Here is a 17,665-nt window from a genome sequence, read left to right as displayed (position 1 = left end):
GCCCTCAAATTTGCTGATACAATGACTCATGTCACCGTGAAGCAAAAAAAGCTTATGAATCTGCGAATCATAAATAGCTATAAACAAATATTAAATAGCCTTTAACTTTTGTTGTTATGTAAGTTACCTTTATATCGAATTGGTTTTTAATTCTTTTAGGAAGTTATAAATCTGCTTGACAAATAGTATCAAGAAAACTTTTCTTGCTACACATAATCGAGAAATAAATATGAAATTGATTTTTATTATTCTTTTTTCCATAAGCCTTGTTTACGGGCAGTCCGATAAAAATATGACCGTCGGCTATGGAGATCGGTACGACAGCTTGCCTAAAATAAATTTCAAGACCGCGGCAGCAGAAAACTATGAAAAGGCATTCAGCGCCAATACCGTCATCGATATCAGGCCTGCAGTTGAAAAGAAAAATTTTGTGATTCCAACAGGAAAAGGTAAGTTAAAATTTAAAAAGTATGATTCCTCAGCAGGCCAAGGAGATGGATTCCGGGGTTGGGAGTATAACCGCTATTTTCCACAGCTGAAAATGTATATTTTGATAAGCCATTCTGTTGCTGAAAGTTTGGGCTTTAGCGATTTGGTTTTGTTGGATAGCATTGAGGGTTGCCAACATAGGATTGCTTCGGTAGGTGATGGTGCTGTTGAAATTCCTATTCCATCTCCTGACGCACGGTTTCTGGCATATTACTACAATGAGATTTACGCACCTAATAGCTGTTTTATAGGAATTCTTGACGTGCGAAAAGGAACTCCATTTCGGATTCGTCTTTCCGAAAACAGTAGTTTTCAAACCGAAAACTGGGCAGTCGAAAATATTAGATGGATCGATCAGAATACCATAATTGTAAAAGCTTATACACTTAAAAAGGTCGGCAATGAGAGAAGCAAGCAGTTTACTTATTACACTGCTGAGTTAAACAATAAGATAAATATCGAGTAAAGTACCATTCATTGTGGACGTTCTGGATTTTAAAATAACTTTATCATGTGGAAAAATATTACGCTTACTATACTCGCGCTAATGGCTTTAAGCTGTAGAAACGAAAGAGAACAAAAAAACCGAACTGATCCACAACATGCAGTTATCACTGGGGACGAAAAGAAAGATACTGCAGGAATTCTACTGACTGAAAATAAGAATATGCAGCTAGGAGGTAGCGATAGCGTGGACCTATCCGCTGTACACAATACGAATGAATCTAACACAATTACAAAAATAAAATTCAATGAACTTGTAGTAGTCATTAATGGCATGGCTATTTTTGATGCAGAAAAAATGGAACGGATTCAAAAAGATACTGCTGAGATCGAAGCTGAAGTTGGAGAAACCATTGAAGGACGTACCATCTCCATTTCGAGCGAGCAACTTATCGGTTTGAACATTGAGCAACGGTATGAAACGAGTGTAACCATTATGAATGAAGGGCCTCACTGTGATCTTATTGATTGGGAGCATTTTAATTCCAACTGGAAGTCGTTAAAACAAAATTCAAATGGGCAATTTGTAGGTGATAAATACACCGAAGAGGATTATAATACTTTTCCCGAAGTCTCGATGGATGAGTTGAAACAAACAGTAAAAGAGCAGTGTGGAGAGGATTGGTTTAAACTTTTGGAAAAAACAAATTCTCCACGTGAATATCCTTGTGCCATAAGTCTAAGTCGATATTTCTTACGAATCGTAGGTAAGCGGAAAGACAATGGACAAAAAGTAACCAAATTAATTATTATTAAAACCCCGATGGGATGTTAATGGTCGAATGAACCATTCTATTTTTGCCGTTATTTTCCGAAAATCACACTTTCGCAATCTTAAACAATATCCCCATAACTATTGTGAAAATGGTCTTCGCAACTGCTGTAGTCTTTAGGTTACCAAATTGCATAATAAGTATCAATAGAAAACGTAAACGCTAAAGTATGTATGAACGCCTAAAGCATCTTGTTTCGCCGCTTTTTATTTTTTTTCTTGTTCTATTAATTATCAATGATTTTTTTCTCAAAGCGGTATTCCATAATACGTTTACCGGAAAACTATCTGATTTCAGTGGACTTTTTATTTTTCCTATTTTCTGGTCCGTTATCTTCCCTAAACAAAAATTAACGGTTTTTATATCCACAGCAGTCTTATTTGTCTTTTGGAAAAGTGAATATTCCTCGGTTATCATACAATTTATGAAGCCCTACTTTGGTATTGGAAGAACCGTGGATCTTTCGGATCTGATCGCATTACCCATGATATTGTTGGCATGGTTCTACACAAAAAGGAGGGCACAACAGTCCGTCAATCCAGTCTTAATGACGCGATTGAGCACATATTTTAGCGCAGCTGTCGCAATTTTCTCTTTCTGTGCTACCAGCCAGCAAAGATATATCCAATCTTTTGATCAGCCGCAGTATGTACTGTTAAAAGATCCGACAATCCAGCATCTTAATTTTGATGATGAATTGGAATTTCATAAAAGCGATTCCTTACTTGTTGTCAAAATAAATTATCTATCTACCAGTAGGCCTGAGCGGAACGATGACTACAATAAGAACCAATCGATCAAAACTCTTGATCTTGCCGTTTTACATCGTATAGCAGATAGTGCCAGTCTGATTTCGCCCGGAAAAACAACCTTGCTCACCGTCAATACCAAGGAGGGGATTGATTCTTTAAGATTTAACGGTGGGCGACTTGATGGAAGGTTCATCAGGACAAAAGGAGGTAAGACTATCATTGAAGGATTTTATAAGATGGGATTGGAAGACTCCACCTGGATAATCAGGGACACGATCAGTGTCGATAAGGTCATAAAGACATTTGTTAATGGAGAAACAATCAATATCAAACACTATAACCGTGATAAACTCCAATACTCTTCAAATATCAACACCCGTTCTGACACCATTTTTAATATTTATTTGCAGTTGGTAATTCAGGTCTTATGTATGGCGGGTATATGTTATTTATTATATAGAAATTATCGCAGGACCATCCCGGATCATTTTAAGCTCAAATTACTGTGTAGGTTGCTGTTGTGCTTTATTTCACCGCTCGTCGTCTGGCTGTTTTATATCGGGATCACGTTATTGCTTATGCATTATAGTCAAGATATTTTCGAGACTTTGGCGACAATTATCATTATTTTTATCGCAGTTTGCCCATTGATGTTTGTCATAGTTTTTTTGATCAAGCTCAGAAGGCCAATAGATATTCTCTGGTACTGTCTCTTATTCGCTCTAGCAGCCAGTATCTGGACAACGTATCTCACACTTGGAGCGCTTTCACAATGAAATGATAAACTCACCTCTTTTGAAGTCCTAAGACAACGAATAATAATCTAAAGGAAATTACTACCATTGCTTCGGATAAATGTAGGTGCCCCGAAGAGTTTATAGCTATCCTTGGTTTGGCATCTTAGGTGTATTGGGCAATGATATCCTTGTCACAAAATCGTGATTCCTGATAAAAGCAAAAAAGACTACTTATTTAGTAGTATTTATCAATAAGATGTTTTATATTTGTGATCAAATCGTTTATCAATTGGCGTTGGCAGCGATACAACCTAACAAAAACAAAGTTCAAATGAAACCACAAAGATCAACCTTTTCCGTCATTCACAACATGAAAAACATTCGATTTAACCTTACTCCATTTCGAATGCGCTATTGCGCTTAAATTTTTCCTTCTAGACTTTTTTAATGGATAGTAGGGGATAGTATTTCTCTTATTATCACTCATGCCACAAGTAGCATCATCCTACTTGTCTGTATTCACTTATTAAACTAATTCATCCCTATGAAAAAATACGAAGTATTTTTCCAGTGCTCGTTATTGCTTTTTTTTCTGTTGAGCAGTATTCTTTTTGCTTCTGCCCAGGAGGGCTCAGTGCCCAAAGTGTTTCAAAATGAATCCGGCGGGCAAAACTTGGAGAAAGATTATTATTTTCCGGCAGGAAGCCTTTTTGCAGCAAATATCCCCACGCCAAGTCAATTTTTCAATCATCAAATAGGTCATAGTCATACCCGTTATGACCAGATTGTTGATTATTTTAAGATACTTGAGCAACATTCCAGCCGGATAAAGATAGATACGATTGGTCGTACCTGGGAAGGACGACCGTTGATCGTGCTGAAAGCTTCTTCACCTGAGAACATACGCAATAGTGAACAAATTCGTCAACAACATATTGAAACGATTAACAAAGCAAAAGAGAACCGGATCGTATCTAATGAGGCACAGCCCGCATTGGTGTTTTTGGGTTTCAGTGTGCACGGTAATGAAACCTCAGCAGCCGAAGCATCTATTTTAACAGCTTATTACCTAGCTGCTACTGAAGATCCGGCTGTTGCAACTTCACTTACAAAGGGAATATTTTTTATAGACCCTGTCCGTAATCCAGATGGTTATGATCGTTATGTCAATTGGGTAAATGCTAATGCAGCATTTCCACCAAACGGAAGCCCCCTGGATAGAGAGCATAACGAAGTTTGGCCTGGAGGCCGAACAAACCACTATTGGTTTGACTTAAACCGCGATTGGATCAATCAGGTAAATCCCGAAAGTAAGGCGCGTGTCAGCTTCTTTCAACATTGGCTACCCCATTTTCAAGGTGACTTCCATGAGATGGGAGCAGCATCTTCCTTCTTTTTCGAACCCACAAAGACCGATGCTCAAGAATCTCCTTTAGTCCCTAAAAGTACGTATCAGCTAAATCAAAAATTCGCTGCTTACTATGCGAATGCATTGGATAAAATAGGATCTTTTTATTTCACCAAAGAACAATTTGATAATATTAATCCAACCTATGGATCTACTTATCCTGATCATGTCGGAAGCCTTGGAATCCTCTTTGAGCAGGCAAGTCCACGGGGACTCTTTCAGAAAACAAGCAATGGCGATCTAACTTACCCCTTTGCTATTCGAAATCATTTCAGAATAGCCTTGGCGAGCATTACAGCATCTATTGATCATCGTACGACACTTTTGGAAAATCAATTGAGATTCTTCCAGTCGACGTTCGAATTAGCTCAAAAAGATCCAGTTAAAGGTTACTTGGTAGATCTAAAGTACAATAATAACACAGCAGCACATTTCAAGGAACTTCTTGCCAGGCATCAAATCCGCTACCTAACGAACAATCGTGACCGTAAGGTAGATGGTAAAGATTTTGAGAAAGGAACTTCCATCATTATTCCGACAGCGCAGGCAAACTATCGGCTGGTCAAAGTCATCTTTGACGAAACCAAAACATATGTGGACAGCGTTTTTTATGATGGCTCGGGCAATTCCATTGCTTACCTCTATGGCTTCTCTTATGCTAGTCTAAAACAAGGGGTGGACAACGGAGAGAGCGATCAAAGTTCTGCTATCAATCCGCAAGCTATTGCCCTGACAAGGAGTAATTATGCTTATCTCGTAGACTGGCGGCAGGAGGGAGCAGCTTGGTTGTTATCCCAATTGCTACAGCGTGGAATCCTTGTGAAGTCCACTAGCAGTCCCTTTGAACTATCTGATCAGGGCATGACAATAGGGTTTGATTATGGAAGTCTGCTGATTCCCATACAAGGTCAGCCCATCTCAGCAGATGAATTATTTGATCTCTTACAGAAATTGAATAAAAGAGGAAATATAACGATTGCATCCGCTTCCACGGGATACAGCGGAAAGGGAATAGATCTCGGAAGTAGTGGATTTAAAAGCCTCGCACCTCAAAATGCATTGCTTTTAACCGGAAATGGGATTAGCGCTTATGAGGCCGGAGAAGTGTGGTATACATTTGAGCGCCAATTGGAACAGCCTATCTTACGGTTAAATCTTGATCAATTTAGTCGTGTAAACCTCGAGGAATATCAAGTACTTGTATTGGCTAGCGGCGAGTACACCGGATTGAGTTCGGCTGCTATTGAGCGTATCCGTGCTTGGGTAAAAAATGGGGGAACATTAATTGCTTTTGGACGTACTGGACAATGGCTTGCAGAACAGAAGATTGCTTCTTTTAAATTTCTTGACGGGAGGAGCGATAGTGTAGTGCCGAAAGAGGGAAAACCAACGAAAACAAAGGAACGTTTTGATTATGCTTCCGCCCAAGGTCGGGAAGGAACAAAACGTATTGGTGGAACCTATTTTAACACTGAAATTGACAGAACCCATCCCATCGGTTATGGTTACACCCAGAAAACAAAGCCTGTTTACCGCAATCACACTCTTTTTGTTGAGCTGGGTGACCAGGCCTATAATAATGTTGCAATTTATAGCAAGTCTCCCTTATTAAATGGATACGCATCGGCCGAAAATCAAAAGAAAATCGCAGGTACAGCCAGTATTCTCGTAGAAAATAGTGGGAATGGACGTATTGTATATTTTGTTGACGATCCCCTATTCCGAGGTATTTCCTTTGGCAATGCACGCAGCTTTTTTAATGCGGTCTTACTTGGACAGGTTCTTCAATCTGGGATAAGAAGATAAACGATTCCATTTATATCAATTAAAATAAACACTCCTAAATAATTTAAATAGATGAAAAATAAACTAACATTATTTACTGTTTCGATGCTGTTTCTTGCCACACAGGCATCGGCTCAAAAAGTAGCAGCGCTACGTTTAACCGGAAAAATAGAAGGATTGAAAGAAGGTAAAATATATCTTCAACAATACGATAATAAAGTATTTAAAACGATTGATTCTACCTCGGTCCACAACGGTCGATTTAGTTTTGGGACTAAAGTGCCGTTACCCGAACTCTATGGTCTGAAGTTGAATGAAGAAGGTTATCCCGTCCAACTTTTCTTGGAGGATGCTCCAATTGAAGTGCTCATCCAGTCTGGAGAAAATGGCGATCATGCTACCGTGAGAGGATCAAAAGCTCAAGCTTATTTTGAGCGCGCAAATAAAGAGCAACGTAAGTATACTGCCAAGCAGTTTATTGAAGCAGATCCCAAATCTATTGTCGCTGCGTATGCATTGTTCCGCAACTATTCCTATAATCTGTCTCCGGATGAGCTCGAAGAGCATATAAAGTTGCTGGATGCCTCATTGCAACAAACACAATATGTACGCATCTTGAAAGATTTAATCTTAAAACAGCGTGCCGTATTGCCGGGTAATAAAGCCTTAGATTTTGTGTCTACTGGTCCCGATGGAAATAAAATACGATTCAGTGAGCATCTTGGTAAAGGATATGTGCTGCTTGATTTTTGGGCAGCCTGGTGTGGTCCTTGCCGTCGGGAAAATCCCAATATTGTTGCAGCTTTCCAGAAATATAGAAACCATGGATTTAGCGTATTTGGCGTATCACTGGATAAGAAAAAAGCAGATTGGCTAAAAGCCATTAAGGACGATGGATTGGATTGGACTCAGGTTTCTGATCTTTCGTTCTGGGATACAGAAGCTGCAGCTCTGTATGGTGTCCGTTTTATCCCGAGTAACCTACTTATCGACGAGCATGGTATTATCGTGGCCCGTAACATTAAAGGCGATGCGTTATTGCAGAAATTAAAGGAAATCTACGGCGAGTAAAGAACAAACAAAAACATCAAACAGAAAAACAATGAGAAAATCAAGCTTGTTTTATTTGCTTCTTTCATTAGCTGGCAGTGGGGCCGTGGCACCTTCCTTCGCACAGGAGCAAACAAAATCTATTATAAATGCTGTACTCAGTGGTGTTGTACAGGACGCTGCTACCGGAAAGCCTCTTGCTGGTGCAACCTTAAGTCTAAAGGATGTAACCCATCATGTAAGTACCGATAAATTTGGGAGATTTCAATTTGTAACCGGACAGAAATTGCCCTTTACAGTTACAATATCCTTTGTGGGGTATACAAGTCAGACCTTGGTCATAGATCATTCTCCAGTGGTTATTGAACTTGAGCCTGTGGATCATACACTTGAGGAGACCGTCGTCGTAGGTTATACTACTGCAAAAAAATCAAGTTATACAGGATCCGTAGCGACGGTAAGTGGCAAAGAATTGGATAATCTACAGATTACGACAATTGGGAAAGCATTGCAGGGGACGGTGCCCGGGCTACAGTCCATTGCCGCAGCAGGTCAGCCTGGGAGTGATGCCGAATTATTTGTCAGGGGTGTAGGCTCTGTAAACGCATCAACAGCACCGCTTTATGTCGTAGATGGTACCCCCGGGGCCAATCCCAATAGCCTCAATCCAAAAGATATCCTTTCTATTTCGGTCTTAAAAGATGCGACAGCAAGTGCACTATACGGTTCACGTGGTGCAAATGGCGTCATCGTGATCACAACAAAATCCGGTGAGCTGAACAGTAAGACTGCCGTTAACTTTTCGGCGAATTACGGTTATACAGGGAGGGCAGTGAAAGATTATGAATACCTATCCCAGCAGGAATATTATGAATTGCAATGGGAAGCAATCCGCAATACGCAGCTCGATCAAGGGAAATCCGCCGGCGATGCTGCCCAGTACGCCACAGATTATTTGGTCGATGGTGCGCTTAAAGTAAACATCTTTGGGACTAACTATCCAAAACCCGTAGGGCTCGATGGAAAGCTGGTTGCAGGAGCAACATCGCTCTGGAACGATAACTGGGGAGAAGCAATTGCCCGAAGGGGGATACGCCAGCAATATGACCTTAGTTTGAGTGGTGGCGGCGCAAGTACTCGTTATTATCTTTCTGCCGGTTACCTCAATGAACAAGGCTGGATTCGCACGGCTGATTTCAAGCGGTATAATTTCCGAACAAATATACAATCTAAGGTGAACAACTGGTTTGAAGTTGGCGGGAATGTTGCCTTGTCATCAGGCTTTCAACGTGCGCCTACGCAGAGCGATAGCAATACCGGCAACTTCGCTAACTTTCAGCGTTTAGTGTCCGATCTGTATCCCGTCTATCAGCGCAATCCTGATGGGAGCTATGTGCTGGATGAACAGGGCAATAAGATCTGGGACTATGGGTTATGGCGCCCAACAACAGCTGCGAGTGGTTCAAATATTTTAGGCAGCGCTGAAAATGCAATTTCCGGTACCAACAATGAATCAGTTTTGTTGGGGACCAATATCAAAATATCATTTGCGGACAATTTATTCTTGAAGACCTCGGCCAATATCGACTACCGAAACACGAGTTCACATACCTATTCGCATTCGTACTATAGTACGGGTGTCCTTACAGATGGAGCGGGATCCGCAAGCCGAAGTTCGAGCCGTACACTCAACTATACGGTCAATAGCTTTCTGAACTATGCGGCTACATTTGGTAATAAGCATAGCATTAGTGCTCTGGTTGGTCCCGAAATCTATGTGGAAGGAGCTTCTTCACTATCAGGTAACCGCACGGGCTTCCAGGTACTTGGTAAAACGGAGCCATCCGCAGGGACACTGAGCGGTGTTTTTAACGGGACTTCTTCCGATTATAAGCTCGCAAGCTGGTTGGGACAGGTAAATTATGATTATCTGGACCGCTACCATTTTTCTACGAGCTACCGTAGAGACGGTTCATCCCGCTTCAGTAAGCAATCGCGTTGGGGTAATTTCTGGTCCGTCGGTGCGGCTTGGAACGTGAAAAAAGAATCCTTCCTGAAAGAAATCAGTACGATCAACAACCTGAATTTACGGGCGAGTTATGGAGCCCAGGGAAATGATAAAGTTGGTAACTATGCCTATGGCGGATTCTATTCCATTTATAACAGTTTGGACAATCTGGGGCTTTTACCGTCTGATTTACCTACACCAGATTTGAAATGGGAAACAAATCTTAATCTCAATATCGGTGCTGATATCGCTTTATTCAATAATCGGTTGGTAGCACAGATTGATGTCTATGACCGGAAGTCAAAAGACCTGCTTTTCCAAAAGCCACTTTCACCGTCTACAGGTTATAGCGGGATCGATGCCAATATTGGCTCATTGAGCAACCGTGGAATTGATGGGCAGATTACAGGGGTACCTATTCGAAACAAAGATTTCAGATGGTCTATTACAGCAAATGTGGGGCACTATAAAAATAAAATCACCAAACTACCACAAAAAGAAATTCTCACTGGATCCATTGGGCAGTATGGTAACACGAAAAAAATGGTTGAAGGTGGTTCCATCTATGATTTTTATATCAAGGAATGGGCGGGAGTAGATCCAGAGACTGGCAAGGCAACCTGGTATAAGGATGTAAAAGATGCGACAGGAAATATAACTGGGCGCACGACGACAACGAATCAAAATGAAGCATCATTTTATTTTGAAGGAAGTTCATTGCCAGATCTTTATGGTGGTATTAGTAACAGCTTTAGTTACAAAGGAATAGATTTGTCTTTCTTGTTTTCCTATAGTCTAGGCGGAAAAATCTTTGATGGTGATCAACCCATGATTATGCATGTGGGTTCAGCACCGGGGCGAAGTTGGTCCAAGGAAGCCCTCAATAGATGGACACCCGAAAATAGAGATACCGATTTCCCCCGATTGTCTTACGTGACCGATTCCTGGAATAGTATTCCTTCCACACGTTTTCTACGGAGTGCAAGCTATGGACGCCTAAAGAATTTGAGCTTAAGCTATACTATTCCGCGTAATCTTGTGTCAAAATGGTCTCTTTCCGATGTCCGGATACGTTTTGTAGGTGAAAACTTATTGACGTTCTATGGAACTCAGGGCCTGGACCCAGAGCAAACAGTAGGTGGAGTTACCTACTATCGCTACCCGGCACAGAAGTCATACGCTCTCGTCCTCAATGTTTCCTTTTAACATTCCTATTTGATTTATTATGAAATTAAAATATATCACCATCATTTTTCCTTTATTGGTACTCTCATCCTGTCGAGACAGTTTCTTTGAGACTGCTCCTGCAACCCAGATTACGACTCCTGAGGTATTTTCTTCTGAGAATAATATTGATGCCTTTATCAACGGATCAATCCGCTTTTTGATGGAAAATAGCACCTCTCAAGACAATCCTGGGCTCCCAACCATATTCCTCACACATGAAGTGATGGGAGAGGACGCTATAGCACGGGATGGCCGCTATGGTTTTCGGGACTCATATCCCTATAAAGATCCTTTTGACAACACCACTCGCCGGGCACTTTTCTTTTGGACCTTGCAATATAAATCTATTGACCATGCCAATAATCTGATAGCCAATGTGAAAATTGACGATAACAGTAAAGAAAGCTTAAAACACCTCAAGGGGCAAGCCTATGCCTTGAGGGGATTGAATTATCTCAATCTCGTACGTCAGTACCAGTTTACCTATGTGAAAGACCCAAATGTCAAGGCAATACCGATTTATACCGAACCAACGACACCAACGACGGTTCCCAAACCACTGGCTACAGTAAAGGAGGTTTATGAGCAGGTTATTTCCGATTTAAAAGAAGCCGAAAAATTATTGGCGGGTTTCAAGCGGAAAGTGAAGAACAGACTAGACCTCAATGTCATTTATGGTCTACTGGCTAGAACATATTTGACACAGGAAAATTGGGCGCAAGCACGTGATTATGCAGCAAGAGCACGTGTCGGTTATCCAATTATGACGGCAGAGCAGTACAAGGAAGGATTTAACGATGTCAGCAATCCGGAGTGGATCTGGGGACACCCACAGACCGCGACCCAAAATTTGGGTGGAGCTTCTTTCTTAGCCTATATTGAGACAACTCCTTACGCAACAGATGCCAAAGGTGTAAATCTATATTTTGGTTATAATAGCATTATTCCTGACCCCAATTTTATCAGCTTATTTACAGCTGCTGATGTGCGTAAATCGCTTTTTGAGATTGCCAAGCAACCTGCTGAGGCGATTTATCGCTCCTATCGTTACCGTAAGTTTAGAAATAAACACCCCAACCGCGATGGACATATCGTTTTAATGCGATCATCAGAACAACTGCTTATCGAAGCCGAGAGTAGAGCTCGCCTGGGCGATGTAAAAGGTGCTATAGACCTCCTAAACGAATTAAGACGTAAACGGACTTTGCAAGATCTTGATGTCGCAAATTTCGATAAGGCAAAGGCGGTACAGGAAGTTTTATTGGAGCGCCGTAAAGAACTATGGGGTGAAGGTTTCCGTCTTTACGATATTCTTCGGACGCAGACGGCGCCTGTACGTCGTGAGGCTAATGAGACCTTTGTGGATGATGCTGGAAAGACAGTAGCTGTGATGGGACATTATATTCTCAAGTTTCCGGATGGATCCAGCTTATCTCCAAATAGCAAATATTTTTTATTTCCTATACCTCTAAATGAACTGAATAATAACCCAAGTTTGCAAAACTAATTGATGGTTAGTTGTTTATAAGGGGGGGGCTAAAAGGCCACTTAGAAGAAACACTAAGTGGCCTTTTATTACAATGCTGCTTCTTTCTAGTATAGAAAAGAAGCAGGCTATCAAATCGGGGAATGAACCAGTTGTTAATAGATCATTTATTCCATTTATTGATGAAGGCGAATTTCTTCCGCTTGATGCATGAATAAGCTAGCAAGCGAGATTTAGCTTATTCTATTTTTAATAAGAGTGCTATATCCTGTTTTGCGAGAACATGACCTTTATTGACAATATTACTTTTTAGATAAAGAAAACATTGGTCGTTATGGTCGAGCTTACCGATAGTCAGTTTTACCGATTTTATATCGAGCGTATTAATTTCTGATGGATCCATCTTATCGGGGTCTGCAATTAGTTTTCCCTCTTTCCTAATTTCTTCAAAATCCCAAGAGTATCCCTTCCATGGTCCCGCAACTAACGTTGTATTTTTGCTGTCCATGATGCGTTGACTTTTGTATTTCAAGGGTATACTGTCGATCACGATCGTATAGTCCTTAAGATGAATTGCGAGCTCTTTTAAATAATGTGGAAAGTCTTCGGGCACGAAATAGATGCTGTTGTCTTTGTGAATGATCTTAAGCTTTACAATCCCTATTTTATCTATTTTTACCGATTGTGAAACTTGTATAAATACCGCGTACTCCTGTTCGCTAATGCCCAAATTTTTGTGATAGGGCATAAGTTCCCCAGGTTTTAATTCACTCATTGTTTTTAGAAACCAATCTTGGTTCTGTTGAATGGCAAGTTTCATTTTTTTGAGAATTTCTGACTCGGCGGTATTCAGAGGAGGGGTGCCCAACACCTCTGCGACATAGTCACCCTCAGGAAGTAATCTGTCAACGAATTGAAGCGCCATTACTGTGCTGTCTGTTTTAGTCCTCTCTTGAGCAAATCCATTCATGGAAAATAGTAGGGTAGCTGTGCAGGCGATAAAAGAAAGATATCTACGGAGAAATGTCATGTTGAACTTGAGCTTTTGTAAACGTTATAAGCGTTTAAGTTACAGCTTAATTCTGATAAATAAGAAGCTGAAAAGGAATCACATAATAGGAAATGGCAAAGAGAACTTGCTGAAAGTACATTTAACAATTTGATAATACCTGATTATTAACTTTGCAGAGCAGCTTGATTAGATTAAGAACGTGAATTATATTATTATCGTAGGGGCAACCCAAGCCTTAATGGCTTTGGGAATTTTATTGAAGGACAAAAAAAATAATGGACAGCATGATAATATCCTTTCTTATTTATTAGCCTCCATTTTTTTGCACCTGGCAATCAGTTTTGCATTGAACGTCTTTTGGCCCAATTCAAAAATCCATCAGCAATTCAATACATTTATCGCATTGGCATATCCCGGTTTGTTATGGTGTTATATACGTTTTCTCGAACATAAGGGAAAGTCCATCGATATTCTTTTGGCGATGTTTCCATCGATAGGTGCATCTATTGGTTACTTTTGGATTGCTGCCTATGTGATCAACCATTCTGGCGAATTACCACCATTCATCAAACTGTACAATTCAATATCTGGTTATGCATATACGATATTATATATCGTGTACCCGTTAAAAATTTTGGCTAAGACACATACGATACCGACATTTTGGAAACTTGAAAAACGTATGGTTAGACTGGCCGCTTCCCTGTTCCTGTTTGTTGGGCTCGCATTTTTAATCATCAGCATCTGGACTCGACTATCTGATATATCCGTCTATTTTAATCTTATCCATCTGTGGCTCCGTCTGATTATTTATTCTATATTGGCGGTTATCTGCATATCTATTATTTATGTCAAAGTAAGCTCCTTCCTATATGTTCATTTATATCAGCAGGAGCAAGTAAAGCCGCATATTCTTGACCATCAGCATGAAAATCGGTTGGACAGCTCGATGGGGAAATCCCGATACCCATCTGCTGAGGAAAATGAAAGGAATGCCGGTATAGACTATGTAGGTATTTTGGCGAAGGTAGAAAATCTGATGTCCCAGCATAAAGTCTTCTTAGATCCAAGTCTCACATTAGATATTCTTGCTACAAAGGCCGATGTATCACGTCACCATCTTTCCGAAACGTTAAATCAGTACCAGGAAAAGTCCTTTTATCAGTATGTTAATGAGTATCGAATTAAGGAGGTTATTACATTAATGGATCTGTACAAAAGCAAAGGAGAGACCATCAATATACTTGCGATGGCATTTCAGGCTGGATTCCATTCCAAATCCTCGTTTAATCAATATTTCAAAAAGGTTCAGGGCTGCACACCTTCGGCCTATCTCAAAGCAAAACCACATTATAACCTAGTGAATACCTAAGTGAATATTCTTGTCCATCGGGCTGGAAAAGCGGGTATTAATTAATCCTAAAAGCGGTGTTCTACGTCGCGATCAGCGTATCAATTTATCGGTAACCTAATCTTAATGCAAAGTTAATGTTTGTAAATTCCATTAAATGAGTGCTTTGTGGTGTTTGATGCTAATTGGTCGTACTTCTTTATCGAGAAAGACGACAGGCATCTCATGAAATATCAATTTCGTAGCAAATAACAAAAATTGATTACATGATATGAAAAGAACATTACTCTTTTTGATTTCGTTGATGCCATTCTTTTTACAGGCGCAACAAATTACAGGGACTGTCACTTCAATGACCGACGAGGTATTGCCCGGTGCTACAATACAGGTCGGGAAGTCTACCGCACAAACAAATCTCGATGGTAAGTTTACATTGATTTTAAAAGAAAAGGGACCTGTTCGACTTGCTGTTTTCTACACCGGTTATCAAGCATTTGTGTTAGATACACTTGTTTCAGGCGAGGGAGTTCATTTGGGAATAATCAAATTGCAACCATCCAATAATAGCCTGGGCGAGGTTGTCGTCGTCGGTTCTTCAGCTGGTTCTCAGCTCAAGGCATTAAACATCAAAAAAACGGCAAATGCTATTATGGAAGTATTGGCGGCGGATGCTATTGGTAAATTACCCGATCGCAATGCTGCCGAAGCGGTACAACGCATTCAAGGGGTTTCCATTGAACGAGATCAAGGGGAGGGGCGATATGTTTCCGTACGTGGCACACCCATACAGTGGAGTGCGTCTTTGTTAAATGGGAACCGGCTTCCTTCCGCTAGTCTTGACTATGCAGATCGACGGATTCAGATGGATATTTTCCCCTCAGAGATGATTCAATATGTGCAGCTATCAAAAGCAATCACTCCGGATATGGAGGGAGATGCTATCGGAGGGTCGATTAATTTTATTACCAAAGCAGCTCCCTTAAAACGTACACTCCATATCAATGCGGCTGGCGGCTATAATGGACAATCTCAGCGCGGATCATACAACAGTTCAATCCTCTTTGGCGACCGTGTTGCGCAGGGAAAATTGGGTTATATCCTTTCGGCAGTAATCTGGGACCGAACAGCTGCCCAGGACCGATATAACCTAAACTATGATTTTTCGAACAGTAATGCTACGCAGGCTTTTTCCATCACAGATCTACAATTGCGGGATTATATTGCACGCCGGCGTACACTGGGATTTAATGGTGGACTTGAATATGCATTCAATGAAAGGCACAAAATCATGGCTAAGGGACTCTATAGCGAATATATGGACGCTCAGCGTGTCCGTGAGAATTATTTCTATTTTAATACCAAAACAGCGACCATAACAACCAGAGCCGCAGATTACCATACAAGCCTTTACTCTGGAGAGCTTAGCGGGCAGTCGAGTTTTTCAGAACGATTTGGATTGGATTGGGCACTGAGCATGGATAAGTCCGCTTTTAAATTTAAGGACCCCGATTACTATCCAATGGCAACCTTTTCCCAAAAGGTTGATTATGATGGCTTGGCTCCAGATGGAAAGAAATACCTCGCGATGGATTCGCCAGACGGAACTGGGGACTATATTGACCATATCCTACCTCATCTTGCTTCCACTACAGCGATTAGCGCAGAAGCCATGAAATTAACACAGGTTGTCAATATCAGGAGCAAAAATCAAGAACGTAACAAGCGTGTTGGGGTAAACTTGAAATATACACCTAGCAATTCATTGATCGTTAAATTTGGTGGAAAGTTTATCCACAAGGATAAGCAGGTAGAAAACCCCTATAGTATTTATGTGGCCGGTATCTCTGGAGCTGCTCCAACATTAGCCAGCTTAGGTACTGAACCCTATCCCTATCGGGGTGGTTTTTTGACCGAAATAGGATCGCCCTACAACAATGTGCTTATTGATCAGGTAGCTATGGCATCAGTGAGGCAACTTGCATCACCGGAGGGTATTGCCGAAAACAAGTTGTACCCATTCCGCGTCGATTCAGCTAGCAACGCATCAGGTGCCGCCAACTACTACAGTGGAAAGGAAAATGTATACGCAATTTATGGTTCTGCTGAATTTAAATTGACAGAGCAGCTCATCATTATAGGAGGAATACGAAACGAGTACAACAAAGTTACTTTTTCAGGCAACAAAGTATCCACGCTTGCAGACAAATCGACTAAAGTAGAAGCAATCAATCAGGACAATAGCTATAATGCTTTTCTGCCAATGTTGCATGTAAAGATCAATGCGACGAAGAATGATATTATTCGGCTGGCATTTACGCGAAGTTTCACCCGTCCCGATTTTGGTAGCCTCAATCCAGGTACGACACAAGACGATATCAACCGTGTCATCACCCGTGGTAATCCAAACTTAAAACCCACTTTTGCTAGCAATTTTGATCTCATGGCCGAACATTACTTTGGTGGCATAGGTATGGTTTCAGCGGGGGCATTTTACAAGAAACTTTCCAACCTGATCTATTCCAATCAATCTACACAAGATATTAATGGTATTTTATTCAATGTAAATGAACCCGAAAATCTTCAAAACGCCTGGCTGTTAGGTTTTGAAGCCGGCATATCCAAGCGATTTACAGAGCTGCCAGGAATATGGAAAGGATTTGGCGTAGATGCAAACTACACCTATACAGACTCAAAAGCGAAAGTTCCGCGCTTTGACAAAGGAAAATTGATAGAAGATGAAAGTGTGATTCCTAAGCAGGCAAAACACTTGTTCAATGTTTCTCTAATCTATGAAAATAGCAAGTTTATGGCACGTATTGCCGGCAACTATAAAGGTAAATATCTTGATGCCATTCGTCAGGTCGCTGGACCTGAACACTACCGTTGGTATTCGAGCAATTTTTCGGTAGACTTTTCTTCTTCCTACAGCATCAACTCGAAATTCAGATTATTCGCCGAATTAAATAACATTACTGGAGCCCCGGTGCGCTACTATCACGGTGTATACGATCGTGCCGAACAAGCAGAATGGTATTCTGTCCGTGGTCAAGTGGGGATCAGTGCAAAACTTTTTTAAAATATAA

The 17,665-nt window shown here is 40.8% G+C and carries 10 protein-coding genes; 9 read left to right on the top strand and 1 reads right to left on the bottom strand.

Annotation, left to right across the window (positions count from 1 at the left end; all coding sequences use genetic code 11):
- Window positions 1-229: 229 nt before the first annotated feature.
- The 7 genes from AC07UV_RS01345 to AC07UV_RS01315 all read left to right on the top strand — a co-directional run bounded on the left by AC07UV_RS01345 (window position 230) and on the right by AC07UV_RS01315 (window position 12,240).
- Window positions 230-955 carry a hypothetical protein gene (locus AC07UV_RS01345; protein WP_495182449.1) on the top strand — a complete coding sequence of 242 codons (726 nt, stop codon included), beginning with the start codon at window positions 230-232 and terminating at the stop codon, window positions 953-955.
- A gap of 45 nt (window positions 956-1,000) precedes the next feature.
- Complete coding sequence (locus tag AC07UV_RS01340; protein WP_495182448.1) at window positions 1,001-1,768, top strand: hypothetical protein; 768 nt, start codon at window positions 1,001-1,003, stop codon at window positions 1,766-1,768.
- A 422-nt stretch (window positions 1,769-2,190) separates the two neighbouring features.
- On the top strand, window positions 2,191-3,294 hold the full coding sequence (locus tag AC07UV_RS01335) for a hypothetical protein (protein ID WP_495182447.1): 1,104 nt from the start codon (window positions 2,191-2,193) through the stop codon (window positions 3,292-3,294).
- A 505-nt stretch (window positions 3,295-3,799) separates the two neighbouring features.
- Window positions 3,800-6,469 (top strand): M14 family metallopeptidase, encoded by a 2,670-nt coding sequence (locus AC07UV_RS01330; RefSeq protein WP_495182446.1) that lies wholly within the window; start codon window positions 3,800-3,802, stop codon window positions 6,467-6,469.
- Between the two features lie 51 nt (window positions 6,470-6,520).
- The gene (locus AC07UV_RS01325; protein WP_495182445.1) at window positions 6,521-7,519 is read left to right on the top strand and encodes a DUF4369 domain-containing protein; all 999 of its coding nucleotides are present in this window, start codon (window positions 6,521-6,523) and stop codon (window positions 7,517-7,519) included.
- A 31-nt stretch (window positions 7,520-7,550) separates the two neighbouring features.
- Entirely contained in the window at window positions 7,551-10,712 is a 3,162-nt protein-coding gene (locus tag AC07UV_RS01320) for a SusC/RagA family TonB-linked outer membrane protein (RefSeq protein WP_495182444.1), read from the top strand.
- A 19-nt stretch (window positions 10,713-10,731) separates the two neighbouring features.
- On the top strand, window positions 10,732-12,240 hold the full coding sequence (locus tag AC07UV_RS01315) for a RagB/SusD family nutrient uptake outer membrane protein (RefSeq protein WP_282253807.1): 1,509 nt from the start codon (window positions 10,732-10,734) through the stop codon (window positions 12,238-12,240).
- A gap of 217 nt (window positions 12,241-12,457) precedes the next feature.
- Here the strand turns inward: AC07UV_RS01315 and AC07UV_RS01310 are convergent, their stop codons facing one another.
- Window positions 12,458-13,249: a hypothetical protein gene (locus AC07UV_RS01310; protein ID WP_282253808.1), complete on the bottom strand. Its 792-nt coding sequence runs from the start codon at window positions 13,247-13,249 to the stop codon at window positions 12,458-12,460.
- A 181-nt stretch (window positions 13,250-13,430) separates the two neighbouring features.
- Between AC07UV_RS01310 and AC07UV_RS01305 the strand changes: the two genes are divergently transcribed.
- Window positions 13,431-14,603: an AraC family transcriptional regulator gene (locus tag AC07UV_RS01305; protein ID WP_282253809.1), complete on the top strand. Its 1,173-nt coding sequence runs from the start codon at window positions 13,431-13,433 to the stop codon at window positions 14,601-14,603.
- Between the two features lie 250 nt (window positions 14,604-14,853).
- Window positions 14,854-17,658 (top strand): TonB-dependent receptor, encoded by a 2,805-nt coding sequence (locus AC07UV_RS01300; RefSeq protein ID WP_495182443.1) that lies wholly within the window; start codon window positions 14,854-14,856, stop codon window positions 17,656-17,658.
- The last annotated feature ends 7 nt before the right edge of the window (window positions 17,659-17,665 follow it).

Source organism: Sphingobacterium sp. GW821-FHT03E03 (assembly GCF_059420745.1).
This window is presented reverse-complemented; position numbering and strand designations above follow the sequence as displayed.